Here is a 24,159-nt window from a genome sequence, read left to right as displayed (position 1 = left end):
AATAAAGCTCTAAAAATCAACTATTTAATTTTGAATTTAAAAATTACGTCCTATTTTTCTCCAAAAATCTTAATATCATCAACCATAAAAGCGCCGTTTAAAGTTTTATCTTTTCCAGAACCGATGTATTTAAATGCAATATGAATATTTCCAGAATACGCCGAGAGATCAATTCCTCCAGAGCTTATAAATTCGCGTGTTGGTGTTGCTAATGAAGGAACTTTAGCTTCTAATTTTGTCCATTTTGCTTTGGTAACATTCGAACCATCAAAATTGGTTGAAACATAAACTTCTAACGTATTTAAAGGCGAATCCATTTTTAAATCATGCTGTGCACTTCTAAACGAAAATACCGCATTTTTATATCCTGCTAAATTAATTTTAGGAGAAACCAGCCATGCAATATTTTCGGCTGCCGTCGTGCTTGTAGTATTAAACTCTGCATACCCATTTCCGGAATATACCATACTCTTCCAAAGTTTAGTGGCTTTTTCTACAATATTGCTCCAGCCAGGCAAAACAAAATTTACATTGTTTTTAACGGACTGAAAATCTTCTGCAAAAAACGGGACATTCCTTTTTCCATTCATATCAATGTCACTTTCGTATCTTAGCATCAATTGATAATCAGTGCCAAATTTGGTCAAAATCCCTCTTACTTTTCCACTCCCTTCTGGCACAAAATGATCTGCAAATTTTGCATAACTGCTGGTTCTAAAAATAATTTGGTTTCCTGTTTTATCTCGCAGATTCCAATTTGTAGATCCGCCCACATTATTTGATTCTTCAAAATAATGACGTCCTAATGCCGCCTCTGTAAATTCGACATCATTTAATTCTATTAATGTGTTTAACTTAATATCCTTAAGCGCCTCTTCTATAGAAAGTGATTCAACCAAAGTATTTTCATCAATTATTGTACAGGAAGCATTCAGAACATTTTTATAATCATTTTGAGAAATCCTGCCAATTGTTGGATCGCCGGCATTACTTACATATAAACTTCCAATTCTTAATCCGCCATAATATAAATCTGTAAATTGGTTTTTAAGTTTTACATATACTTTATTTCCAACGCGATAATCAATATAAGTATTTGATGCGTCTATGGGAACGCTAAAACCAATTGCTGGAGTTTTTGCAGCAGCAATTGTTTGCAATGAAATCGTCTTAAAAAAATTACCGCCTTCGTCACTAGAAACTACATACGCTTCAATAATATCATCGTATAAATATTGTTTGGCCGTATTATTGGAAAGTTCATATACTTTTTCTACAGTCTTATTTACTGTGAAATCTGGCTGTGTGCAAACCAATTTCGGCATTTCGACTTCGGTACTGCAACTCGTGATGATAAATAATGATATTCCAAAAAATGAATTTAAAAATATGTTTTTCATGAGATTTTGATTTACAATCCAATGGTGAGATTTAAAAAATAAGTTCTTCCGTAACCATAATAATATTTAGGACCAAAGGATGGAGTTCCGCTGGAAATATCTTGATTTAAAGCTCTGAAGTTTGCATTCCGCGCCTGTTCAAAACCTCCAGTTTTATATATTGAATTGAAAACGTTATTAACGCTGGCAAAAAGACCTATATATTTTTTACGAATGCGCCATGACTTTCCTCCACTTATATTTAATAATGATACTGGATCAAACTTTTCTTGTTTTAATAATTCATTTCCTCTTTCTGAAGTTGCTTCTGGGAAAGGAAAATTATTGGCTGGATTAATGTAAAATTGGGAAGTTCTTGAAATTGGCGAAACATCGATATAACTTTCTGCCAAATAATTAATATTAGCAGCCAGCCACCAAAATTTTGGATCGCGATATTCCATTCCAAACGAATAAGCCTGCTGCGGAGTTCCTGGCTGTTTGTAATTTTTAAGATAGGCTTGACCAAAATCAAAGGTAGTCTGCGCACCATCTTTTGCTGCGTTTGCATCATTTGTAATTGATACGTTTGGATTACTGCTGTAAACATAATTTCCGTACGCTGCAGACAAGGTCGCTTTTACTGTCGATGAAAATTGATATTCTAAACTTAATTCTGCTCCAGTATTTTTCTTGTCTAAATGCGTTAAAGTCTGACTTACAAAAGCATCTGTAGCATCATAACCTGCTCCGTTATCAAAAATTCCTTCGGCATAGAAAAAAGAAATTTTTGAAGTGTTTTTTATTAAAGTATAATAAGCCGTAAAACGCATTTTAAGTTTTGGTGAACGATAAACATAATTAGCTTCAGCACTGCTAATATTTTCACTTTCAATTCCATTAACTATCGAATTATTTAATCGTGAATTTGAAAATGTATTTCTAAGAGAAGGAGCTCTTGTCAAATGCGCTACATTAAAAAACAACAGCTGCTTTCCAGAGATTTTATACGTAAATCCGCCTTTGAAACCAAAATTTTCAAAGTTTACCTTATCACTTTTTCCCAGTGAAGACGTTGGATAAAGTCCGTTTTGATACAATCCTTCTCTTTGATAATCGGACATTGCGTATGATTGTGCCAGATAAAATTCTGTTTTATTATAAGTAAATTTAAACTGCGTGAAAAGATCTAAAGTATTAGCAAGCAAATTATAATTATACCCATAAATATCTCCTTTCTTAACTTTTCGATCTGGATGCTGTAAATCTGATTGTGAAAGATTTCCTTTGTAAAATGGATCAATATCTTCAAAATATTCTCCGCCTAAAAGATCCAGCAAATACTGAAAATTATGTGATTTTAATTTTCGGAAAGTGAATCCGCCATCAAATGAAATATTTGGAGTAATCTGCGTGTTTAAGTTTGAATTTACTGCAAAAGTCTTATCGTCTGTTCGGTCTTCATAAAGAACATATTTACTTTTTGCAGGTTCATAACCATTTTCCGTTGGATTTTGATTAGCAAGATACATTGACTCCCAATCAATCTGAGGATTTTCTAGAAGTGCAATTGTATTTTTTGCTGCATTTTCATAATCTGGAGTAAACTCACCTGAAAATTGTCCTTGATCTTTCGCATAAAGCGAACTAAAATAACTTGGCATTTTTTTATAATAAACGGGATCTGGATTATCTGCATTTTGATAATCTATACTGCTGTTTCCGACTTTCCCAAATTGATACATAACGCTCGAATTCAGGTTTGTTTTAGCATCAATTTTAAAATAATGATTCAGCATTAATAATGGTTCTTCAACATTTTTAACTCTTGCGTTTCGTTTTTCACCATTCTGAAATCCCCAGTACGAATTGTACTTTTCGCCCATTAAACTGGTCACTTCACTTGTATTTGCTGAATTTTTTCCGCGCGAATTCGGAGTATAAAAGCCTGTAAAATTGAGAGAATTTCTGTTGGTTAATTTCTTTTCGACACTAATGAAAAAAGAATCTGCATTGAAATTTGTTCCTTGAAAGTAACCTTCATCCGCCCATCTTTTTCCAGCTGCAACCGCATAAGCCCAACCAGAAGAATTCATTCCAGATGCATATGTTCCAATTGCACGCCAAGTGTATGTTGTATTGCTTCCAGAAAATGTAAGTGATGTTCCCTTTCGGTATAAGGAAGCTCGAGTTGTTATTTGCTGTGTACCTAAAATTCCACCGAAAGTATAATTTGATGCAGCCGTTCCAACAGAAAATTCTTGATTGCGCAATACATTATTTAAGCCTCCCCAATTGTTCCACTGCGGTCTTCCGTCGTAGATTTTGTTCATTGTCATTCCGTTGAGCATCATTGTTCCGTTTTCACTGTCTAAACCGCGAATTCTAAAGCGAGCTTGACCCCAATTAAACGCAGATGCCTGCATAAAGGCATCTTTTGAAGATTGTAAAAGTCCAGATGTCATTTCTGAGGAGCTGTTATCTTCAGAAAAATCATTATCAGACAAAGTAATCAATGCAGCTGGAACTTCATCCGAATAAGTATCTTCGATCTGTAAAGTTCCTAGATTAATGTTTTGTTTTGAAGATTGGATTTTTAAAATATAATCTTTGTATCCTTGGTTTCTCAGCAAAAGTAATTGCTCTTTTTGCGGAAATATATGAAGTTCAAATTTTCCATCTTTTGACGTGAGCTGCATAACTGCTGTATTCTGTATCGTCACGACTACATTTTCCAGCGGATTTTGCGTTCGCGCATCAATAACGATTCCAGTAACAGTTATTTCTTGCTGCTGTGCCGATGCAAAAGTACAAAACATTAAAATTAAAGCCGTTAAGTATTTTTTTACCATTAAAAATTCCAATTTATTTTTGAAAATTTTTTAGGATCGCAATCCTTATTCAAAAGATAAAATTGGTTTTTGGAAAAGAAATTCTAAGTTTTAGCTGTGAGGCTCTACATTCAAAAATAGGTAAAATATTTAAATATAGGTAAATTCTTTCAAATTTATTTTAATTAATGAAAAGCTAATTAAGTACTCATAAGCGATAGTTTAAGCTGTAGTGCGAATTTTAGAAACCATAAAGGCGATCAAAACTCCAAATATTCCGATAAAAGCAAAAGAGAATTGAAGACCAAAACTTTGTGCAATATGCCCAATTACAGGAGGTCCCATCAAGAACCCTAAGAAACTTACACTCGAAACAATCGTTAAAGCTTCGCCGGCAGGCACGGTTGGATTTTTCCCAGCAATACTATATACGGTTGGAACTATAGTAGCAACGCCCAAACCAACGAACATAAAAGCAATGGTGCACGGAATAATATAAGGAAGAAAAACAGCCGTAAAAAGTCCGGCAGAAATCATAACGCCGCTAATCTGCATAACACGTTCACGACCAAATTTATTGATTAATCCGTCACCCAAAAATCTTCCGCCAGCCATCATAATCATAAAAGAAGTGTAGCCTAAAACTACTAATGCTCCAGGCGCTTGTACAATATCTTTAAAGTAAACACCGCTCCAATCGAACATAACTCCTTCGCTTGCCATACTGCAGAATCCGATTACACCAAGCCAAAGTAAAGCTGTGTCTGGTTTTACAAATAGTTTTTTGCCTTCTTGTTTTACTTTTACTTTTTCTTTGGCACGCACCAAAAATTTAAAATTAAAAGCAACCATAAGCAAAACTATTCCGGCTACAATTAGAAAATGATGTAATGGACTTAATTTTAAAGCAAGCATGCCTAAGCCGACTAATGCTCCTGTAAATCCTGCAAAACTCCACATTCCGTGAAATGCTGACATGATTGTTTTTTTGAACAAAACTTCCGTATAAACTCCTTGCGTGTTTACGGCAATATTGGCTAGATTTCCAAACAGGCCAAACAAAAATAATCCTAAAGATAATTGTAATGCAGTTGTTGCTAAACCTAAATTAATTAAGCAGAAGACGTACATTATTAAAGAAAAAATCAAAATGCGGTGACTGCCAAATTTGGTAACCATTTTTCCAGAAAAAGGCATAATCATTAATTGCCCAACTGGAAGCGCAAAAAGTATAGAACCCAAATCGCCTTCTGTTAAATGCAAAGCCGTTTTAATATCTGGAATCCTGCTCGCCCATGTTGCAAAACTCAAACCCATTCCGAAATAAAACATTCCAACGGCAAAACGAATCCGATTTAAATAAGAAGCCTTTGCTTCTCTAAATACTTTCTTGATTTTACCTTTGGTCTGAAAAAGCGCTAATGGATTAAAATTTATCAGCATATTTAATTTTTAATGAATGATATTTTCAAAAATACTAAAAACGCTTGTTAAAGTGCATAAAACCTAATGTTATGCACAATATACAACGTTATTGTTTATAAATTCGAAGGTTTTCAATTGAAATCTTCTTATTAAAATTACAACTTTTCAGGTTTAGTAGAATTATAATCTGCGTCATTTTTTTATTAAAAACAAAAAAAGGAGCAATCTCAACTTTCGAGAAAAACCCCTTTTTATTTATATTTCTCTGTTCCATAGGAACATTTCGTCGGTAGAAAAAATTATATCGTTGCGATATTTTACGTTCCGTAGGAACGTTTGATACATTTAGATTATAAAAATGACAACAAAATCAAACGTTCCTATGGAACGTAAATGTGACTGAACATTATATTTTTTACCGACGAAACATTCCTACGGAATGATAATCCTACTTAATTACATACTTATTATATACTTATTACCTTTTGCTGGGCATTACTTGCAATTGCAGCTTCTATAACCTGCATCACTTTTACACCGTCTTCTGCAGTAACAGGTTCCTTTTTATCGTTTACGATTGAATCATAAACTCCATCAAAAAAACTGAAATAATTACCTTGAAGTGTCGGGATTTTTTCCCTTACTATTTTACCATCAATTTCTGTGTGTAAAAGTCCTTGGAGATTTTCATCTTCTGTTCCCCAAGATTCTAGATTTGGCTTTTTTCCGACTTTCAAATCGTCTTCCTGAACATCTCCTCGAGGTTTTAAGAAAGAACCTTTTTTACCGTGAATGGTATAAGCTGGATTGGCTTCTCTCACAAAAAAACCTGCTTTTAATCTTACTCTGAAATTAGAATAAAACAATGTCAAATCGATCCAGTCGTCTACAACAGAATTTTCTCTGGTTACTCGAATATCTCCAAATACTGATTTCGGACAGCCAAATAAACTCACCGCTTGATCTATTAAATGCGGACCTAAATCTTTTAAAACTCCAGCGCCGTCATTTGCCGTTTCTTTATGTGCCTTCGGACTCAATAAAGGATTATAGCGGTCAAAATGAAATTCTGCTTCTATCAAATCACCTAAAACTCCTTCATCAATAATTTTCTTGATTGTTTTAAAGTCACTGTCCCATCTTCTGTTTTGAAATACGGCTAATTTCAGTCCTTTTTCTTTAGCGATTGATGAAAGTTCTTTTGCCTCAGCAACTGTTGTTGTAAAAGCCTTTTCTACTACAGCATGTTTGCCTGCCAAAAGTACTTTTTTAGCATATTCATAATGTGTTCCTACGGGTGTATTTACAATTACTAAATCTACATCGTCGTTTAATAATTCGTCTATCGAAGCGTAACTTTTAACGTATGGATAATCTTCTTGAATTAACTTTTTGCTTCTTTCCCAAGAACCTAATAATTCAAATCCTTCGTGAATATCTAAAAACGGAGCGTGAAAAACTTTTCCCGACATTCCGTATGATAAAAGTGCTGTTTTTATTTTTTGCATGTTATTTTTAGTTTTTTGCCACAGATTAATGTGATTAAAAAGGATTTTTGTTTTGCCACGAATTTCACGAATTTACACAAATCGTTACTTTACAAGTTTAAAATAATTCCTGAAATTCGTATCGAAAAACATTAAAAAGAAATCATTTTAATCTGTGAAATCTGTGGCTAATAAAATTTAAATCTTAGCTCTTTCGTATTGTTTTGGCCATTGAATTTCGCTGTCTAATTCTTTAGCGAAATCTAAAGGCAAATTGGGATTTCTCAAAGATTCTCTGGCGAATAAAATTAAATCGGCTTGACCGCTATTTAGTATTTCTTCAGCTTGTCTGGCTTCTGTAATTAAACCAACTGCTCCAGTTGAAATATCAGCTTCTTTTTTTACTTTTTCTGCAAAAGGAACTTGATAACCCGGACCAAGTGTAATCTTTTGATGCGAAACCAATCCGCCTGATGAAACGTCAATTAAATCTACTTCTTTTTCCTTTAATATTTTTGAAAGCTGTACCGATTCTTCAGGATTCCATCCGTTTTCTGCCCAGTCAGTTGCCGATATTCTAACAAATATTGGTAGATCAGACGGCCATTCGGTTTGAACTGCTTCTACAATTTCGAGTGTAAAACGAATTCTATTTTCAAAACTTCCTCCATACTCGTCTGTTCTTACATTTGTTAATGGAGATAAAAACTGATGCAGCAAATATCCGTGCGCGCCGTGAATTTCTAAAACCTGATATCCAGCTTCTACCACTCGTTTTGTTGCTGCTTTAAAATCTGAAATCACTTTTTGGATTCCGTTTTTATCCAAAGCTTCTGGAAGAAAAGGTTCGCCATCATGATACGGAATCGCACTTGCAGAAACCGTCTGCCATCCGCCTTGAGCGAAATCTAATTTTTTATTGCCAAGCCACGGGGCAGAAACACTTGCTTTTCGTCCCGCATGCGCCAATTGAATTCCCGGAATTGAATTTTGAGAAATAATAAATTGGTTGATCTGTTTTAGTTTTTCGACATGTTCGTCTTTCCAAATTCCAAGATCTGAAGGAGAAATCCTTGCTTCTGGAGAAACTGCCGTAGCTTCTTGAATAATTAATCCTGCACCTCCAGTCGCTCGACTTCCTAGATGAACCAAATGCCAATCGTTTGCAAAACCGTCTTCTGCAGAATATTGACACATTGGAGAAATTGCAATTCTATTCTTTAATGTAATTTTTTTTATAGTTAATGGAGTAAATAATTGTGAAGCCATAATTGTAACTTTTGAAGATTTTATGCTACCAATTGAAAATGACAGCAGTTTAAAAAGTAAAGTTACGGCATCTTGCGAAAACGAGAAATTGAAATGTTTATTAATTAACAAACATTTAAAACCTTAAACATTATCTTGCGGTCTTAAATTAAATAAGAAAACGCTACTTTTGTGCGTTAAATACGAACTAAAAATAAAAAATGGATATAGTTATCAAACTCTCTCAATTTCTATTGAGTTTATCTTTACTTATTATTCTTCATGAATTAGGGCATTTTATCCCTGCAAAATTGTTTAAAACAAGAGTCGAAAAATTTTATTTGTTTTTTGATGTTAAATATTCACTTTTCAAAAAGAAAATAGGAGAAACAGAATATGGTATCGGTTGGCTTCCGCTTGGAGGTTATGTGAAAATTTCTGGAATGATTGATGAAAGTATGGACAAAGAGCAAATGGCTCTGCCTCCACAGCCTTGGGAATTTCGTACTAAACCAGCTTGGCAGCGTTTAATTATTATGCTTGGCGGTGTTACTGTAAACTTTATTCTGGCTTTTATTATTTATATCGGAATGGCTTTTGCCTACGGAGATACTTATATTGCTAATGCCGATTTAAAGGATGGTGTTGCAATTGAAAATCCTGCTATGATTAAAGCTGGTTTTAAAACTGGCGATAAAATTATTTCTATTGACGGAAAAGCTGTAGAAAATTACGACAGTGATATGAACATGAATGTTATCATGGCAAAACATGTTTTGATTGAAAGAGACGGAAAACAGCAGACTATTACAATGCCAACTGATTTTGTAGACCAACTTTCTAAAACAGAAAAAGGACTTCTTATTGGTATTCGTACTCCTTTTGCAATTGGTAAAGTTGCGGAAGAATCTCCTAATCAAAACTTAAAACCAAAAGACTTGGTTCTTTCTTTGAATGGACAAAAGATTAAATACTTTGATGAAGCTAAAACAGTTTTGGAAGCTAATAAAGGCAAATCAATTCCAGCTGTTGTTTTACGTGATTTAAAAGAAACTCCAATTACCTTAAAAGTTAATAACGAAGGAAAACTAGGTGTGGTTGCAGGTGGTTTAGACATGAAATCTTTAGAAAAGCTTGGTTACTATAAAATCAGTACTAAAGAATACGGTTTCTTCGAATCTATTCCGGTTGGTCTTGAAAAAGGTAAAGACCAATTAGTAGGTTACGGAAAACAATTGAAAATGATTTTTAATCCAGAAACTAAAGCTTACAAACAAGTTGGCGGTTTTGCAGCAATTTTCAATATTTTCCCTACTTCTTGGAGCTGGGAAGTATTTTGGTCAATCACGGCTTTATTGTCAATTATGCTTGGAGTTATGAATTTATTGCCAATTCCAGCACTTGACGGTGGTCACGTAATGTTTTTATTGTATGAAATGATCAGCGGTAAAAAACCAAGTGATAAATTCCTAGAGAATGCGCAAATGGTTGGTTTTGTTTTACTTATTTCACTATTACTATTTGCTAACGGAAACGACATTTACAAAGCAATTGTAGGCAAGTAAAAATATTTAATAAAAAGAGTGAAAATGTTTTTGAGAAACTAAAAATAGTTTTATATTTGCACTCGCTAAAAAGAGCAACAACTTCCTCCTTAGCTCAGTTGGTTAGAGCATCTGACTGTTAATCAGAGGGTCCTTGGTTCGAGCCCAAGAGGGGGAGCAACTTTTTTTAGCAAACATATTTACCTTTAAGGTGATTCCTCCTTAGCTCAGTTGGTTAGAGCATCTGACTGTTAATCAGAGGGTCCTTGGTTCGAGCCCAAGAGGGGGAGCTTAAAAAAAAGACGATCAATTTGATCGTCTTTTTTTTTGTCAAATTCCAAAGTTTAAAAAATTCCAAATTCCAATACTTTAGGACTGATTATTTTAATAGTAAAGGCGCAGGGTTTTACGCAAAAAGCGCCAATTTTGTCATTTCGACCAAAGGAAGAAATCACGCAAGAAACTACACAATTTAAATTGCCAATCTATGTCGACAAACCATTGATCTCTGGCCCCTCGAGATGACAAACAAGATATCTAATAACATGCTTGATTTTTTGATTTATGTAAACCATTTTGTTTAAATTATCAAATTAACATAGCCTTTGGTTTCAACTGTTCACCTTTTTTTTAATATTGATTTTCAAAATCTATAAAATTAGATCTAATTAACCTTTGCGCTTTTTCTTAGTGTCTTTGCGGTTAAAATCTGCGGCTAACAAAATCTACTTAACTACCAAGGTCTCGCTTTTAAATCGTTTCATCAACAAATCAGCTTTTTCGATTTGGTTGACTGATTTTAAAGACTGGGCGTATCTGTAATAATAAATAACATCTGGATCTTTAACGAGATTAAACAATTGCTCATAATATCCTGCCGCTGTATTAAAGTTTCCTTCGAAGTAAAGTCGATCCGCAACCTTTTGAAGCATTTCTGGAGATTTATATCCTTTTTCCAGCACTCTTTCATAAGTTCTCGTTACATCTACTTTGACATATTTTTCAGGCTCAGCTGGAACTTTAACCACAACTGGCTCTGAATAGGCTGTTATACTTTCAATAGAAACTTCAGGCTGTGTCATACTTGCTCCTTTTTGTTTTCGCTTGACATATCTCGGAATAATAGTTCTAGTATTATTTGGTCCTAAATCGTTGGTATAAACCATATCCAATTTAGTTACCTCATAAGTTGTAATTCTGCCTCCAAAAAGTTTATTGATTCTCTCTTCTACATAATATGATTTTATAACATAATCACTGTTTGAAGCAAGATTGTCGGTTAAAATTATAGTTTTTCCGTTAGCGGAAGATCCCTGGGCATTTGCAGTTTGTTGTGCAAAGCAATTAAGAGATACTATTATTAAAAATGCGCTTAAAAACGCTTCGAGCTTTTTCATAAATATTCAATAAAATTAATGGATCGCCTTAAAATTTTATTAAATATATGCCATTCAAGCCGTTACGATTAATATTCTCCGCAAATAACTAGAAAAAACGTTGAAGCGCTTCTTTTCTTTTAAGTGTTCCTGATTAGGGAAAAAGGTTCCTTAAATTGTTTATAGGAAAAATGGCTTAATGAAAAATATATAATTAATCAATAAAAAAAGCGCCACAATTTCCATTGTGGCGCTTTCTCTATTTCTTAAAAACTCTCAGGATAATTAAACCCCTAATTTCTTAGCAATCTCAGTTGGAATTCCTCCTTTGTTTACTAATAATGCTGTAGTTTTATATTTTACGAAGTTCTTAGTTACAAACAAGAAACCTTTGTAGTCGTTTGTTTCTCCCCAAGAATTTTTTACGATATAGTATTCTTTTCCAGTTTGATCTTTTGCTAAACCAATAATGTGCATTCCGTGGTCGTCTGTTGTTGCGTAGTTATCAAACGCAGCCTGACGCATTTCTGGAGTAATTTCTGGTTCTGCTTTTGGTCCGTTAAACATGTCTGCTTTTTCTTCAGCCGTCATATCGTCGAATTTTTTAGTTGGAACATAAGCTACTCCATTTTTCCAGCTGAAACTTTTCTCACTCACATCTGTTGCCCAAGCCACAGTATATCCTTTTTTCAAAGCATTGTCGATAACATCTGTCATATCGTTTACTTTTACGTTGTAAACTTGATCCAATGACCAGTTGTCTGGCACCATCATTGTAGTTTTTTGATAGTACGGAGATGTTGTGAAAGATGACATTTCTACATAATCATCTGGGTTAATTCCAACCACTTCTTTTGCAAAAGATTGCGGCGTATAGTTTTTTCCTTTGTAATTGAAGTTATCAGGCACTTTTCCTAAATAAGAGTCAATAACTGCTGTGTAAGCTTTTTGCCAGTTTGGTGTCAATTCTCCATTCGGGTTTTTAACAACAGCTGCCAAAACTCCTTCGATTAGAGCAGCCATTTCTCCAAATTTATTTTTATCTGTTCCGTAGTTTAATCCTGTGTAAACTTCTCTAGGAACAGTTCCGTATTTTTTGTACATATTAATTACATCGTGCAAAGCTCCTCCATCTCCAAGCGTAATTGCTCCGTGCATACGAACATAATTTACACCTTTGTCAACATATACATTTCTTGCAGAGTAAATTTGAGATAATTCTACTGGCTGTTTTCCTAAACGAATCATTTCCGACTCTAAGAATGAGTTTGTTGAATAACTCCAGCAAGTTCCAGATGAACCTTGAGTTTTTACTGAGGTTGTACCTAAGTTAATTACTTCTGTAAATTTAAAGTTCTCTTTACTTTTGTCGCTAGCGTTTAGTTTAAGTGAATTTACTAACACGTCTTGCGCAAAACAGCCTGCTGTTCCAGCTAAAAATACTGAAGCTGCAAACACTGATTTGAATGAAAATGTATTCATAATTTATGTTTAAAGTTTAATAAAATTAGTCTCTAATGTTTCTAATTTGTTACAAAACAATTAAATATTATAGAATTTGTGTAATGTTTAATTGTTAATATTTTCTTAATGAATATAATTATTAGGTTATTTACGACAAAAAGCCTCAATAATGCAATATTGAGGCTTTTCAAAATTATTTTTTTTATAAATCAACTTCTTACAAGTTTTTTGCTTTTAATTTATCGCAACCAATTACTTCCAAAAACGATATAGTAAGCCCAATCTTCTGGTCCTTTTGCAACGTCAACACCCATTCTGAGTTTAAACTTTCTGGCCAGTAAATATCTGAAACCTGTTCCGTAACTATAAACAACTGGTTTTGCAAAAGCATCGTCCCAATCGTTAAAAGCACTTGCTAGACCTCCATAACCCATTATACTCCATCGTCGGTAAAAATCCCATCTTAATTCGGCTTCTGTTACAATACTTGTTTTTCCTTGGTATCGTGCGGCTGGAATTCCTCTTAAATTAATTCCCGGCAAAAGATAAAAAGGCGGGTTACCAAACGCCTGTTCCCCTTCAATCCTCAGCCCGCCGATTAATTTTTTAGTTAAGGGATAAAATCCAATTGCAGATAAATTGACGCGCCAGGCATCATAATCACTTCCTAAAATATTATCTGACCAGAAGAAATCTGATTGAAGCCTAATTCCTTTATCTGGTGTAAAAATATTATCACGTCCGTCGAATTGCACTGCTAATCCGAGCTGGCTTATGGTACTTTTAATATCTTTTGGATCTACAAATGGCGGGGGAAGATTAACGTCGGGCAGGTTTATTTTAGAATTTAAAAAAAGATATTGTGGTCCTGCACTCCATTTTGGATTATTAAACTGCTTGAGCCATTGTGTATAAAAAATAGTAGATTTAAAATTGAGTTTAAATTCCTGATCTGGCAGATTTGGTCTGTTGTTGGCATAAAATGATAAATTCATATCGCCATAGCCAGCCATAACTCTGTATAATATTTTGGGTTTAATAAGCGTTCCTGAACGAAAAGCTCCAACCATCCAGCTTTTATTTCCTGTATACATCCCAATTCCGCCCGTGATATCTGGATTTATAAAACGCTTTTTACCATTTTCGTCTACAACTGGTGCATGTTTTTTTAAGAAAACAGGCACGATTGCACCTCCAATTCCTCCTAAAGCTGGTTCTGTAATTACGGTTGGAACGACCAGAAATCCGTGTGCGTAAATAATATAATCACTTAAATCAAACGCTCCGTCTAGAGAATCTTTTACACTTATATGCTGTTTTTGTGCATTTATAACATTAAATGACAACAGAAATCCAAGCAAGAATAGGATAATTTTTGGTGGTGTTTTTTTGTTTTTCATATAAAGAAGCTGAATCGTTTTACATTTAAAAATTACCGTATTCTTAAAGTTCCGAAATCTCTTAATTACTTTTTCTTGAACTCGAAAACATGTGCCAGCGTAATGAAGAAGGTATTTCCTTGAAATCTATTTACAGCGTTAACTTCTCCAATCCATCTCAATCCTGCAGAAGTCATACAGCCAATATGAAGGTAATTAATTTCGGCACCAAGTCCGCCGACATGATCTTTATCTGGCTCAAGCAATAAGCTTCCTACTGGAATTTTATCATCCGAAACTTTGTATTGGAAATAATAAATTAACCCTGCATTTAATATTCCTTTTGGAGCTGTTTTCTCAGCATTCATACAATAAAAAGTTTTCCCAAGACCTCCTTCAACACTAAGGATATCACCTGTTTTGATATCGGTATCTTTTTTCTTTCCATTAATTTCATAAGAGGCTAATGCTGAAAAATGAAATGTTTTTTTATCATTAAAGAACAAAGTTGTTCCTGCTGAAAACTCATTCATAAACATTCCTAACCCGCTGTTATTACTTCCGCCAAGCTCATATTTTCCTGTTGGAAGATACATTTGGTAAGTAAAAATAAAATCGGCTCTTTTATTATGCCAGCCTAACTGAATGGGCTGTATATACATATCTGTAAAGGCAAAATCACTTTTTGAATCGATATAACTTCCTTGAATAGTATTAGAAGCACCTGCTAATAAAATAGTTGCACCATAATTGGCCCCCAGAATTTTAAAGTCGCTTACATAAGAGGCTCCTGCCCCAGTTATAAACATAGTCAAATCTGGATTGCCAATTTTGTCCCCGTCACCATTCCTTAACGAAGATGCCGTATAAATATAACCTGGAATGTATACTCCTAAAGTATTTTCTGGAGCTTGAGTTCCTGATTGAAGTCCCATGGCGCCAAGAATATGTCCTCCTTTTAATTGTGCCGTGCTGTGAAAGGAAATGGCGAATGATATAATGGTGAAAATTGATTGTAATGCTTTTTTCGAATTATTAATTTTTGCTTTCATATCGAAATGTTTTAAAATTAATTAAGACTTTACGAGCGCTAATCATAACTGATTTTATACAACAGCTATTTCTTATTTAAAATAGTAAGCACTTGTACGATCAGTATTTATTCTAATGGTTTTAAAATATTCTGATGGTGATTTCCCAGTATGCTTTATAAATGCTCTAAAACAGGTTGTACGGGATTTAAAACCAGAATCCCAAGCCATTCCTTCTAGAGACAAATCTTTCCATTCTGGATCGTTTATTTTGTCTTTAAAATATTCTATCCTTTTGAGGTTGACATAATCTTGAAAATGAAGCCCAAATTCAGAATTAATCAAATTGGACAAATGGTGAACCGATATTCCTGTTTCATCTGACAAATCTCTAATGACAAAGTCTTTCTTTAAAAAAAGCTTTTTAGCATTTAAAACATAATCTAGTTTTAATAAATAATCTTCTTTTTTCTCGGGTGTTAACTCATATGTTATGAGAAGATTATTCTTGATTTCTTTTGATTTTACAGCAACCGTATTATCGCTTATAAAATCGAATGTTTCTTCTTCATCATGAAAAATTTGAGGTTTGAAATAAAGCCATCCCACAGTAAAAAACAAAACTGATGAAATTAAGAAATAGCAGGAAATGTCTACGACATCAATTTTTCTTAACAGAAAGTGATGAACAAAAAGCGCAGAAAATAAAAACAAAATCATAAGATTGTAAATCTTGATCCAGTTGATTACTTTAATTCGATGAAATTGATCTCCTTTAAATTTTTTCAGATCATAGTTTAAAATCAACATGGTTTGAAAAAAGACATAGGACAGCCAAATCGTCAAGGCTAAAATAGAAAATGGATTTTTGATTTTGATTGCAATATAATGTGCCGCTTTTAGATTGGTAAAACTTCCAACGTATGCAAAAAGTGTCAATACAAAATAAATAACAAAAGGCAGAAAATGAAGCCAATCGTATTTCCTGATTCTTTTATTGAGAGATAAAATGTTTCTAACATACAAATAAGAACAAGGGGCTGCTAAAAAAATAAACGATTTTGTAATAGTGAATAGTTCTGGAAAGTTTTTAATGGTATTGGCAGACAGATAAAAATTGTAAATACTTACCACTGCAAGACTCAGCAAAAACATTCCTAAAAAGAAACTTTTTGAATAGGTTTTTTTGGAAAAAAGCACCATAATTGAGGTAGCCAGACCTGCAATTGTGGCTATAAAAAAGAAGAGTGAAAGTAATATATCGATCATTTTTTTTAAGGTTAATTAGCATTATTTCTCTTAAAAATGCGAAAGGGAGCATTCAAATAGAAGCTTCGGGCCTGTCTAAGCTGACAGGCACAAAGCTGTTTATTGATTATTTACTTTTTAGCTGATCCCGGAGGAAAATCAGCAAGTATTTTTTTGATAGCACCATTTATAAATTCTTCGGGATTATCTGGTTTACTGTCAATTTCAGCATTTCCAATTCCCTGCCAAAGCAGTTTTTGACTTTTAGTAGAGACAATATCAATTACCAATGAACCATCGACATAATCGTAGGTATTGAATGTTGTATTGGCTCCTCCCATCATAGCGCCGCCGCCCCAATATCCGTACGGACGATACATACCGCCGTATCCATAAAAATCTGTGTTTGCACTTACAGAAGTTTTATTTTTTAATATCGAAACTGCATTTACTTTTAAATCAGGATTACTAGATTCTGTAAAGCCTTTAGCAAGCATTTCGTTTCGAATAGCTTTTGTTACACGATCAACATTTAGTTGATTAACTTGGCCTTGCTGTGCTTTTAAATCATAAACCGCAAAGGTTTTATATTCGCCAAAGTTGGCAGAATGATCATAATCTGATGTGACTTTTACAGTTGGAGAACAGCTGTAAATTAATCCCAAAAACAATACTGGGAGTATACGAAGATTTGTTCTTTTAATCATTGTTGTAGTATTTAAATTGTTAATTAAATTATTTTTAACTAGAATGTATTAAAAACTTAAAATCTTGAATAGAAGGGCTTAGAATGGCTAAATACGACCTAAATACACACAAGTATCTACTAAACAATTACTTAGCTTACTCTCAAAGATAAATCATTTTATTTAATAATTCAATTAAATAAATAAAATCTTACTTGTTTTTTTACCTCCTTGTTAAATTCATAAATTTCAAATTTATTTTACTCTATGCAGTTATTTAAAAATTATATCTCTGGCGAAATTGGGAGTCTTCCTGCTTTTACAGCTTCGACCATTTTATTGTAATCTGACTCATTTTGATCTGCATATAAAATGGAAAACTTGGCAATTGCGTCGGCGAAGTCGTCATTTTTACCCATATATCCCGACAGCAACGACGGATCTCCTGTTCTTGCGTGTGCTCTTGCAAGTGCCCATCCGCAGGCTTTGGCATAATCATTCATATTTTGTTCTTTCATTATTTCAAGAACTGGTTTTACTTTGGCATCACGAAGCTGGCGGATGTAAAAAAACTTGTTCTGGCTGTCGTTTGTCCATCCTAAAAACATATCCGAGGCAGACTGCATCAGCTTTTGTCCCATTACAATTCGTTCTCCTTCGTGCGGATACTTGTTTTTAATTTTTACATTTTCTTCGAGTACACTTTTTCGGGCTTCTTTAAATTGTAAAAAAATAGGTTCACCAGTTGCCGACATCAGTAAACTAATGCCGCAGCTTGTGCCGACACTTCCTACACCTACCACTTTTACAGCTAGATCGTGTAACGTGTAACGGTTTAAAAGCACCTTTTTATCATCTGGCAGAGAATCGATATAACGTTTGTGCACAATTTCGGCTTCTTTCAAAATTCGTTTTCCTTCTTCTCCCGTTGGATGATAAATTAAAGGTGGATCGTCTTTTATTCTTGCGCGCGAACCTTCGTGATAAGTCATTTTTGCAAACTCTTTTTCGTGTGCGGTATATTCAGCTGCTTTTTTAATCCGCTTTTGCTGAAAGGATTTTATTTCTTCGTCTTCTCCTTTTTCTATTAATTCTGCCAGATCAATATGGGCGTACCAAATTTGAAGTGCCGATAATTTACTGTATTCCAGCATATGCCTTTTGTAACTATCAGCAACATTCCATGCAAATTCCTTACAGGTTTTGTTCGAAAATTTTTTCCATCTTCCAGCAATGGCAAAACTGGCAGCCAGTCTTTTCAAATCCCATTCCCACGGACCTGGATATGTTTCGTCAAAATCATTAATATCAAAGACCAGTTTACGTTCTGGAGTTGCAAATCCGCCAAAATTCATCAAATGACAATCACCGCAAAGCTGCAAATGAATTCCAGTATTGGGCGTGTGAGCCAAATCGGCAGCCATAATTGCGGCGGCTCCTCTAAAAAATGCAAAAGGCGACTCCATCATTCGGCTGTATCGAATAGGCAATAGATTTTCGATTCTTCCAATACTTGTTTTAATGAGAATCTCTACAGGATCTTCGCGATCCTCTGTGAGATTCAATTGCCGATGAACCGAACGGGGCGTAGCTTTTCTAATCGCAGCGCCTTTCTCAAAACGTTCCGCTTTTGAAGCTGCAGCATCAAATGAAGTGTCAGTTCTATTTTCAAATTCTTCAGCCATAAAACTATTTTTAATCTATTACACTTTAATTACAGCTGGCGGCGTCCAAATATCTTTCAGTACTTTTTCTTCTGGCCAGTAACATCTTATGTAAAGTGAAAAAACTTCTTTTGGTGCTGGCAGCCAATTGCTCATTTTGTCAGCAGATGGCGGTGCATTTTGAACATATAAAGTCAGTGATCCATCGGCATTGTATTTCAAGCCTTTATTCTTAGTTCCCAGAGAAAATCGATCAACAGAATTTGGAGAGAAGAAATGGTATTCATTATACAATGTAAGTGACCAAAAACCTTTTACAGGAGGCACTTCACCTTTTGCAAAAGTTACCGTATAATTATTCTTTCCGCTTAATCGTACACCTGAAACATCTCGGTCTTGATAGAAATATTTTGTTTCAAAAGGTTTATTCACGAAAATATTTGCTTTGGCACAAGACGTTCTGGTTAGATAATCTAAACCAAATTGCGCTCCATTTGATTGCGTTGTCCAATAATCTTTTACTGGATAACCCACATTCGAAAACTGAAATAAAGGCTGAATCAGCTTTTGATCTGCTTCGATGGCAGTTTGTTTGAGCAGATTTTTGATCTTTGGATCTTTTGTAGCGGCGGCTAAAACAGATTGAATTTGTCCATAAATGGCTTCTTCTCCTGGCAACGCAGGAACTTCTTGTAAAATAGCAGGCAGCTCATCAAAAAATACCTCAGGTTTTACCCATTTAGTTTCTTCGTTTCCGGTTTTTGGATCTGCTGGAAGAATTGGTGTTTTAGCCCATTCTTTTGTTTTCATTTTTCCGTCGAACTGACTTAAAGTGTATATCATTATTTTGGTCAGAACGGGTTGAATCGCTTTTTTATCTGCTGGATCATCTGATTGAAAAACACGAGGAATTACAACTCCTAAATCTGTATCACATTTATAAACTCCCGAAATTCCATCTGGCACTTTTCCCTTCCATTTTGGACCAGTCAGCAGATAAAAACCAGGTTTTGTCCCGTACATTTTTCCTATTGGGGCGTATCCGTCTATTCGCTGGTTGCAGATTTGGTAGACCCAAAAACGATCTCCAAAATCAGGAACCTGAACTACAATTGCATCTTTTGTAAAATCAGTAATTCCAAATCCATAAACCACATCCTGATTAGGACATGCCACTTCTCTTTCTCCTGGTTTAATGTAATCCGTAAGCATACACAATTGGTTTGGAGGACTTAAAGGAACAATTCCGCCTTTGTACATTGGCTGAGGAAGTTTCTCAAAAGTTACTTTTCTGTTATGGATATTAACCATTGGCCATCCCCATAAATAAGCAATTGCCCCAACATGTTTTACATATTCATCTGTCAAAATAGTATTTGCGACTGGACCGGCAGGGATATTTTTTTTAACTGCTGAAGAATCTGCGACAGTTACATTATCCCCTTCTGTTTCTTTAATTGTAGTTTCTTTTTTACAGTTTATAAATAGTAATGAAACTGTAAGTAATAATAGATACGTTTTTTTCATTTTTAATTTTTTTATTATAAAAATTACTTTATTTCTTTAATGTCATCCATTTTCCAACTCTTATCGAAATAAGCTTCTGTAGGTCCATAAAAACGCATATAAGTAAACCAGTGTTTTCCCGGTAAAGTCTGCACCCAGTTTTTCTCTTTTCCTGCTGGAGCTTTTGGTCCAAAATATAAATCAACAGAGCCATCGGCATTTTTTATCAGATCCTTACGGGAAGATAAATCAGCATTTCTCTGCGGATTATCAATCAAACATCGTGTTGCTGTATCATAAATCGTAATCGACCAGAAATTGACTGCAGGTGGATTTGCCGGAACTTTCAGCGTGTAATTTTTACCGCCGTCTAACCAGTTCCCTTCACTGTCGTAATAAGAGCCTAAATACGCCTGACCGACATTTGGAATTTTGGTAATCATAGCTTTTGAATATGTAACGGCTTCATAGAAATAAGAAGTTCTTTCGAAGAATTCGTCGTAATTATCAGCATGCTGCGAGGGATCTTTGATGATCATTACATAATCCCATTTTTTATCCGGCCAGTGTTTCACATCTTTGAATCTTTTGTTGAAAGAATTTGCCATGGCCATTTGTTGTCCTTTTGCAGCAGCGGCAATTAAAATTTTCTTCTGACGTTCGTCTGGCGTAAAAGGTTTTCCTTTTTCGATTCCGAGATTTCTAAGCCAAGCCATGAAAAAACGATCGCGTTCTTCAACTGGTTCGTTTTGTAAAATAGCATGAAGGCGTTCCCAATAAGCGATTCCCGTTGGCTGAATTCCGTACCATTTTTTTCCTGCCGGCGGACTTACCACTTTTGTAGGTGTTGGATTGGCGCGTTGTGCGTATGGATAAATTTTTACTTGTTTTACTAATGTTTCAGTCGCTTTTGGATCTGGATCTAATGCTCTGAATCCGAAAAACATATTTACTGTCGTACACGGCACTATAAAATATCCTGCTGGTTTGAAATCTTTCATCGTTGGCGGCACTAAAATGTATTTTCCCCCTTTCCCTTTATCCGGTCCCATTTCACCAATTACGGCTTGCTCACGCTGCCAAAAATCTCCAAGCCCGCCTGCTGTGTGTCCTGCGGGCATTTCAATAACCGTTGGTCCGTTTGCAGCAAGGTCAATAAATGACATAATATAAGGCGTTGTAGCATTTCCTGTTAGAATTCCTAAACGGTCATTATAAGTATTATAAAAAACAAGGTCATTACTTGTAGCATTAAATGTTTTGTAATGAATTTGCTGCCATTCGGCGAAAGCCACAATTGGCAATCCCCATAAATAACACTGGGTTGCCTGCTGAAAATCCATTTCATCAAACAAAACCGGAATCGATTCTTTTGAAGGCAGTTCGCCATCCATTTTTACTGGAGTTCCAAACTCAGAAGCCACAACTGTTGTTGTGTCAGATGGTGACGTTTCATTTATTACTGTCTTTTTTTCACATCCAACAGCTAAAATCAGCATAGAAACTACAAGGATTATAAGGCTTTTGTTTTTCATAACTTTTGTTTTTTGAGTATTAAAAAGTGCTATTTTTTCTCTTCAATAGGAGCAGGAAACCATTTACCATCCTGAACTTCTTTCTTAGGAACATACGTTCTAAAGTTGATAGAAAAACCTTTTCCTGCAGGAGTTGGCAGCCAGTTGCTTTCGATTGCATCTTTTGGCAATGAAGAAGCTAACCAAATGCTTAAAGAACCATCAGGATTTTTCTTTAAACCCGAAACATTATTAAGGTTATAGCGTTTTAATTTATTAGGTACTACTCGATAATCAGGTACGCTGTAAACCGTTGCTGACCAAAATGCATTAACCACTTTGTCTGGAAGTCCATCTTTTGGAAATCTGATTTCATAAACTTTATCTCCGCTTAATGGCTGTTTATTGCTGTCAATTAATCCAATGAAATAAATGGCTTCATCAATTTTATTAGCCCATAAACCTCCATAATTAATAATATCACGTGCCAAAATATCATCACCAAAATTACCTGTCGCGTATGATACTGACCAGCCTCCTTTTTGAGTTCCAAAGCCTTTTGCTCCAGCTAAAAATCCTGGAATTGCTTTTGTTTCAACAATTTCATCGATACGGGCTTTGGCTTTGTCATCTTTTTTGCGATATTCTCCAATTGAGATTGCTTTGGCCTGATACTCTTTTCCTTTTGGCATTACGTCAGGATAAGAATTTAGGACTTCTTCGACTTTGTCAAATATTTCACCGCCAATTGGTTTTTTGGGTGTAAAATCTGGAATAGCAACTGGAGGCGCAATTTTAATTCCTTCAGGAACTGTCAGCGTAAATTGTTTTTGCAGTTTTTGTGCAATATCTGGAGTTCCTTTTAATTCTACACGAGCCAGAATTTTTGCTTTTTCTGCCGGCAGTTCTATTTTTACAGCATCTGCAGGAATGGTTGGATTTGATCCTTTTAAAACCAAAGCAAATTTCCCATAAGGAGTTTTAGGAAAGTTACGGTTATTGATATTGACAATTACATTGGCCCAGCCGTCTAATAATTGTGCGGTATAATAACGTCCTTCAATTTTAGGAACATTTAAAATAACTGCATGATCTTTATCTACAGCAATCCAAGCTTCTAAATAAGCGACATCTAAATTTGGATTCACAAATTGAGCCGACCCAAGCGGATTGTATTTGATTTTATTGTATCCTATTTTCTCGACATTGATATCATAATTTTCTTGTTGCAGTACTAAATATCTTGCATATAAATAAGTATAAGCATCTACAATATCCTGATCTGAAGGAACTGCATTTGTTGCTTCTACATTAGAAGTTGATTTTTCTGAAGTTGATGTTTCTTTTTTGCAGCTGACAAACAGAATTGCTGCAACTAAAATTAGAAGTACTTTTTTCATGGAATAACTTTTTAAATGAGGAATGATCTTAAATGAAGAAGCCTTTTAAGAGCCTGGAAATACAAAAGCGACAACAGCTCTTAATCCCCAATCGGGTTTAATTTCATGAGGCCCTACAATTGGTATCAGAGGCATAACAGCAAACTGAACGACTTGATCTCCTAATTTAGTAACGGCTCCAATGGATGGATTTAAGGAAATTAAGGTTGTATTGGCTTCCCAGTTTTGAGTGATTTCAGCATTTACGCCTAAACTCGCTCCACTTTTGTAACTGTGTGAAAGAAAGATTTGTGTATAAAAACTATTAAAATCAGCACGGTCTTCATTGCCCGCAACAGACCATATTTGATTGGCTATAAAACCAACCGAAAGTCCTTTGCCTTGATGCATTACCAAAACACTTGGTCCAACACCAAATTTTTCTGTTCCTAAGAATTTCTCTGTTGCAGTTGGTACTAAAAACGCTGGTCCAATTCCGAAAATAAGTCCTTTCGTTTTAGGTGCGAAAAAGGCTGTTACAGTTGCATCACTTAATCCAAATTCGTGCGTGTTTTCACCAGTTATATCGCGTTGATCAACAACTGGAAGAATGTAACGCGTAATTAAGTTTAAATTATCACTTAATTTAAAAGGAATTACGGGTTGTATATTTATAGTATATTTTGATCCGTTAAATGGTCCAATACCATAACTAAGATTGTTTTGTAATGGAACGCTAATTAAACTAGCAACCGGATTGGCTAATTTATCTGCTAATTCTTGAGCACTTGAGCCTGGTTTTGCAGGTTCTTCTTGTGCGAATGCAGCGAAATTTAAAAGAAAAAATACCGCCGTAGAGAATAATTTGATGCTATTATTTGCTAATACATATTTCATAATCAGAGACTTTAAAAGGATTTCGTAATCATTCTCAGAAAATCAAATGAAACAACTTTCAACCTTTAAAAGTTGTTTCATTTTACTTTTCACTAATTCAA

17 protein-coding genes and 2 tRNA genes are annotated in these 24,159 nt (G+C 34.7%); 3 read left to right on the top strand and 16 right to left on the bottom strand.

What is annotated here, in order from left to right; all coding sequences use genetic code 11:
* Nucleotides 1-50: 50 nt before the first annotated feature.
* The 5 genes from QE431_RS00185 to QE431_RS00165 form a co-directional block, all read right to left on the bottom strand.
* On the bottom strand, nt 51-1,400 hold the full coding sequence (locus tag QE431_RS00185; protein WP_307291465.1) for a DUF5689 domain-containing protein: 1,350 nt from the start codon (nt 1,398-1,400) through the stop codon (nt 51-53).
* An 11-nt stretch (nt 1,401-1,411) separates the two neighbouring features.
* Nucleotides 1,412-4,231, bottom strand: a complete 2,820-nt coding sequence (locus tag QE431_RS00180) for a carboxypeptidase-like regulatory domain-containing protein (protein WP_307291463.1) — start codon at nt 4,229-4,231, stop codon at nt 1,412-1,414.
* A 201-nt stretch (nt 4,232-4,432) separates the two neighbouring features.
* A complete protein-coding gene (locus tag QE431_RS00175) occupies nt 4,433-5,653 on the bottom strand; it encodes an MFS transporter (protein ID WP_134138917.1) in 1,221 nt (406 codons plus the stop codon).
* A gap of 449 nt (nt 5,654-6,102) precedes the next feature.
* Nucleotides 6,103-7,143 (bottom strand): Gfo/Idh/MocA family oxidoreductase, encoded by a 1,041-nt coding sequence (locus tag QE431_RS00170; protein ID WP_307291459.1) that lies wholly within the window; start codon nt 7,141-7,143, stop codon nt 6,103-6,105.
* Nucleotides 7,144-7,320: 177 nt separating this feature from the next.
* Nucleotides 7,321-8,391 (bottom strand): NADH:flavin oxidoreductase/NADH oxidase, encoded by a 1,071-nt coding sequence (locus QE431_RS00165; protein ID WP_307291457.1) that lies wholly within the window; start codon nt 8,389-8,391, stop codon nt 7,321-7,323.
* 200 nt (nt 8,392-8,591) lie between these two features.
* Here QE431_RS00165 and rseP point away from each other — a divergent pair, with 200 nt between their 5' ends.
* The 3 genes from rseP to QE431_RS00150 all read left to right on the top strand — a co-directional run bounded on the left by rseP (nt 8,592) and on the right by QE431_RS00150 (nt 10,204).
* Nucleotides 8,592-9,935 (top strand): RIP metalloprotease RseP, encoded by a 1,344-nt coding sequence (gene rseP / locus QE431_RS00160; protein WP_281867109.1) that lies wholly within the window; start codon nt 8,592-8,594, stop codon nt 9,933-9,935.
* Between the two features lie 83 nt (nt 9,936-10,018).
* A tRNA-Asn gene (locus QE431_RS00155) sits at nt 10,019-10,092 on the top strand.
* A gap of 38 nt (nt 10,093-10,130) precedes the next feature.
* A tRNA-Asn gene (locus QE431_RS00150) sits at nt 10,131-10,204 on the top strand.
* Nucleotides 10,205-10,639: 435 nt separating this feature from the next.
* Here QE431_RS00150 and QE431_RS00145 read toward each other — a convergent pair.
* From QE431_RS00145 to QE431_RS00095, 11 genes are all read right to left on the bottom strand, one after another.
* Entirely contained in the window at nt 10,640-11,311 is a 672-nt protein-coding gene (locus QE431_RS00145) for a hypothetical protein (protein ID WP_281867108.1), read from the bottom strand.
* A 264-nt stretch (nt 11,312-11,575) separates the two neighbouring features.
* Nucleotides 11,576-12,772 (bottom strand): aminopeptidase C, encoded by a 1,197-nt coding sequence (locus tag QE431_RS00140; RefSeq protein WP_057115591.1) that lies wholly within the window; start codon nt 12,770-12,772, stop codon nt 11,576-11,578.
* 221 nt (nt 12,773-12,993) lie between these two features.
* A complete protein-coding gene (locus QE431_RS00135) occupies nt 12,994-14,154 on the bottom strand; it encodes a BamA/TamA family outer membrane protein (RefSeq protein ID WP_057115589.1) in 1,161 nt (386 codons plus the stop codon).
* 65 nt (nt 14,155-14,219) lie between these two features.
* On the bottom strand, nt 14,220-15,185 hold the full coding sequence (locus tag QE431_RS00130; protein WP_307291452.1) for a transporter: 966 nt from the start codon (nt 15,183-15,185) through the stop codon (nt 14,220-14,222).
* A 72-nt stretch (nt 15,186-15,257) separates the two neighbouring features.
* Nucleotides 15,258-16,433, bottom strand: coding sequence for an AraC family transcriptional regulator (locus tag QE431_RS00125; protein ID WP_307291450.1), 1,176 nt, complete (start codon nt 16,431-16,433; stop codon nt 15,258-15,260).
* A gap of 110 nt (nt 16,434-16,543) precedes the next feature.
* Nucleotides 16,544-17,119 (bottom strand): DUF4136 domain-containing protein, encoded by a 576-nt coding sequence (locus tag QE431_RS00120; protein ID WP_057115586.1) that lies wholly within the window; start codon nt 17,117-17,119, stop codon nt 16,544-16,546.
* Between the two features lie 263 nt (nt 17,120-17,382).
* On the bottom strand, nt 17,383-18,783 hold the full coding sequence (locus tag QE431_RS00115) for a DUF2252 domain-containing protein (protein ID WP_307291447.1): 1,401 nt from the start codon (nt 18,781-18,783) through the stop codon (nt 17,383-17,385).
* Between the two features lie 18 nt (nt 18,784-18,801).
* Nucleotides 18,802-20,289, bottom strand: a complete 1,488-nt coding sequence (locus QE431_RS00110; protein WP_307291446.1) for a DUF1254 domain-containing protein — start codon at nt 20,287-20,289, stop codon at nt 18,802-18,804.
* Between the two features lie 23 nt (nt 20,290-20,312).
* Complete coding sequence (locus QE431_RS00105) at nt 20,313-21,803, bottom strand: DUF1254 domain-containing protein (protein ID WP_307291444.1); 1,491 nt, start codon at nt 21,801-21,803, stop codon at nt 20,313-20,315.
* Between the two features lie 29 nt (nt 21,804-21,832).
* Nucleotides 21,833-23,182, bottom strand: coding sequence for a DUF1214 domain-containing protein (locus QE431_RS00100; protein ID WP_307291441.1), 1,350 nt, complete (start codon nt 23,180-23,182; stop codon nt 21,833-21,835).
* A 45-nt stretch (nt 23,183-23,227) separates the two neighbouring features.
* Complete coding sequence (locus QE431_RS00095) at nt 23,228-24,058, bottom strand: hypothetical protein (RefSeq protein ID WP_057115584.1); 831 nt, start codon at nt 24,056-24,058, stop codon at nt 23,228-23,230.
* Nucleotides 24,059-24,159: the final 101 nt, after the last annotated feature.

The organism is Flavobacterium sp. SORGH_AS_0622 (assembly GCF_030818825.1).
Taxonomy (GTDB): domain Bacteria; phylum Bacteroidota; class Bacteroidia; order Flavobacteriales; family Flavobacteriaceae; genus Flavobacterium.
Note: the sequence above shows the minus strand (reverse complement) of the source record. Positions and strands in the feature narration are given on the sequence as shown.